General features: G+C 60.0%; 3 protein-coding genes. All 3 read right to left on the bottom strand.

Translation table 11 applies throughout. From position 1 onward, the window contains the following. Positions 1 to 412 (bottom strand): D-glycero-alpha-D-manno-heptose-1,7-bisphosphate 7-phosphatase (locus V6C07_RS12150; protein WP_333536742.1); only part of this gene is annotated, 412 nt, incomplete at its 3' end. Positions 413 to 454: 42 nt separating this feature from the next. Next, positions 455 to 916, bottom strand: coding sequence for a YccF domain-containing protein (locus V6C07_RS12145; RefSeq protein ID WP_333536741.1), 462 nt, complete (start codon positions 914 to 916; stop codon positions 455 to 457). A gap of 255 nt (positions 917 to 1171) precedes the next feature. Next, positions 1172 to 2239 carry a phosphoribosylformylglycinamidine cyclo-ligase gene (gene purM, locus V6C07_RS12140; RefSeq protein WP_333536740.1) on the bottom strand — a complete coding sequence of 356 codons (1068 nt, stop codon included), beginning with the start codon at positions 2237 to 2239 and terminating at the stop codon, positions 1172 to 1174. Between the last annotated feature and the right edge of the window lie 527 nt (positions 2240 to 2766).

Raw genomic sequence — 2766 nt, 5'->3', positions numbered from 1 at the left:
TGCGCACGCGGTCACCGATCATCCACGAATCGGCAAGGTCGATATGCAGATCGCGGGCGGCCTGAAGAATAAGCCCCGGCTCCGGCTTGCGGCACTGGCACGGACCGGTAATTTCCGGCAGGTGCGGGCAGTAGTACCAGGCGTCAATGGCGGCGTTCTTTGCCGCCAGGTCGGCATTGATCCATTCTTCCAGGCGTTTGAGGGCGTCATGGTCAAACATGCCGCGCGCAATGCCCGACTGGTTGCTTACCACCACCAGAACGTAACCGACGGCGCGCAGGCGCTTGAGCGCCTCAGGCACGCCGGGCAGCCACTGCCAGTCCTCCTTGCGGTGAACATAGCCCGTATCCCTGTTCAGGGTTCCGTCGCGGTCAAGAAAAATGGCCCGGCGCAATGCCGTTTTTTCCGTCATGATTCTGCTCCTGCCCTGTTTGTTCCGTCGTGTGCCGGTGTCTTACTGCTTGTGATAACCGCGCAGGGTGGCGGCCTCTTCCGCTGCCTGGGCCACCGGGGCGGGCACAACGGTCTTGCCTATGGGGCAAAGGGCCAGAGCCGCCAGCTTGACGTGCTGCCAGGCAAAGGGAATGCCGATGATGGTCACGGCGCAGGCCGCCGCAGACACCAGATGCCCCAGGGCTATCCAGATGCCCGCAAAAACAAGCCAGACGATGTTGCCCACTGTTCCCAGCATACCGGTCCCCACATCGGGCTGTCCGGTGAGCACCTCGCGCGAGACGGGCATCTTGCCGAAGGGAAAAAAGGCGAAGTTGCCCATGACGAAACAGGCGCGGCCCCAGGGAATGCCGATGATGGAGATAAAGCAGAGCACGCCGAACATCCACCATACAAGGCCCATGACGAGGCCGCCGAGTATGAACCACAGGGCATTGCCAAGGCAGCCCAAGGTACTGTTCATATTTCCCCCAGTCCGGCGGCAGACGCCGGTGTATCACTGCACATGCAAAAGAACACGAAAAGCGGCGCGCTTGCCCACCGCCATGCCCCGGACATCCGAGCAATTTCACTTTGAAATTGCTCTGGCGGCTGCGTGAGCAGTCGCCCGCCGCAAAGGTGCAAGCGCAGCTTCAGCCGTATAAAAACAGCCCGCCCGCGAAACCGGCGCAGACGGGCTTGAGCCACGCAAGGCGGCTGAGAACTGACGCGCCGGAAATCAGAAGTTTACTATAACCTGTTCATTTTCTTCGCCAGCAGCATTTTTGCCACGGCGGGCCACATCGCCGATATGCCAGGCGCGCAGATTGAACGCCTGAATACGGCTGATGGCCTCTTCGCTCTGGTCAGGGGGCAGCACCAGCACGTAACCTATGCCGCCGTTGAATATTTGAAGAATTTCGGGCCAGGAAAGGTCGCCCGTTTCCTTGAGCCATCTGAAAACCGGAGCCATCTGCCAACTGCCGAAGTTGATGCGGGCCTCCACCTGTGCCGGCAGCACACGGGGGATATTGTCATAAAAGCCGCCGCCCGTGATGTGGGCCATGCCCTTGACGTTAAGGTCGCGCAAGAGAGAGCGCACGGCCTCCACATAAATGATGGTGGGGGCAAGCATAACGTCGCGCACGGTGGCGCCGTCGGCTCCGGGAAAGGCGTCGTCGGGCGAAAGGCCGCTTTTTTCCAGCACCTTGCGGGCCAGGGAATAACCGTTGGAATGCAGGCCCGACGAGGCAATGCCCACAATGTGGTCGCCCACCTGAATGCTCGAACCGTCAATAAGCTTGGCGTTGTCCACAATGCCCACGCAAAAACCAGCCAGATCATATTCGCCGGGGGCATACATGTCGGGCATTTCCGCGGTTTCCCCGCCCAACAGGGCGCAGTCGGACTGGCGGCAGCCTTCGGCCACGCCACCGATGACGGTGTGCGCCGTGTCTACATCCAGCTTGCCTGTGGCAAAGTAGTCAAGAAAGAACAGAGGATTGGCCCCCTGAACAAGAATATCGTTCACGCTCATGGCCACCAGGTCGATGCCCACGGTATCGTGTTTGTCAAAAGCGAAAGCCAGCTTGAGCTTGGTGCCCACACCATCGGTGGAAGAAACCAGCACAGGCTCGCTCATGCCGCTGAGATCGGGACGGAAAAGGCCGCCAAAGCCGCCGATGTCTGAAATGACGCCCCTGGTCTGGGTGCTCTGCACCATGGATTTGATACGCGACACAAGGGTGTTTCCCGCCTCAATGTCAACGCCTGCCTGAGTATAGGCTTTCGCGCGGTCGCTGGACATCCGTAGCCTCCTTTGGATTGCGGTTCTTTAGCAGATTTTGCCGCAAAGCCCAAGCGACTTTTTTGCATGGCCGCGCCTCCATTTTTCCTTGTCGCTCCGCTGCCCCTGCTGCCGAACGGTTTTGCCCGCTGCCATATTCCGCGCTGCATAACGCACTCTTTTTCTTCTGTCCGCGCGGGCATCTGCACATAAAACGCGTGCTCCCCGGCAGGCGCGGCCTTGCCGGGCCTTCAGCATTCCTGCTGCACCATTGTCCGCCAAAAACAAAAAATCCGCCAATTCCCGCTTCCCTGTAGACCAGTCGGCCAGCCATTGCTAGACTGACAGCGCGAAAAGCGCCAAAATACAGCCACACCGCGCCATACCGAACCTCGGCAACGGGCAGGCCAGCCGGATCGCCGCGAAAAACGCCGCATTGTGCCGGATGTCAGGCTTCATCAGCGTGCTACAGGCATAAAACTTGCTTGCATCTGCTCCAAAAGCGCACACGGCTCAGCATGCGCCTGCGTCCCGCAAACCGCCGGGCC

The organism is Desulfovibrio sp. 1214_IL3152 (assembly GCF_036763055.1).
Classification (GTDB): domain Bacteria; phylum Desulfobacterota; class Desulfovibrionia; order Desulfovibrionales; family Desulfovibrionaceae; genus Desulfovibrio.
Note: the sequence above shows the minus strand (reverse complement) of the source record. Positions and strands in the feature narration are given on the sequence as shown.

What these genes read in the sequence shown, in the direction of transcription:
- V6C07_RS12145 (WP_333536741.1), bottom strand. Translation starts at nt 916, where the DNA reads ATGAACAGTACCTTGGGCTGCCTTGGCAATGCCCTGTGGTTCATACTC.
- purM (WP_333536740.1), bottom strand. Translation starts at nt 2,239, where the DNA reads ATGTCCAGCGACCGCGCGAAAGCCTATACTCAGGCAGGCGTTGACATT.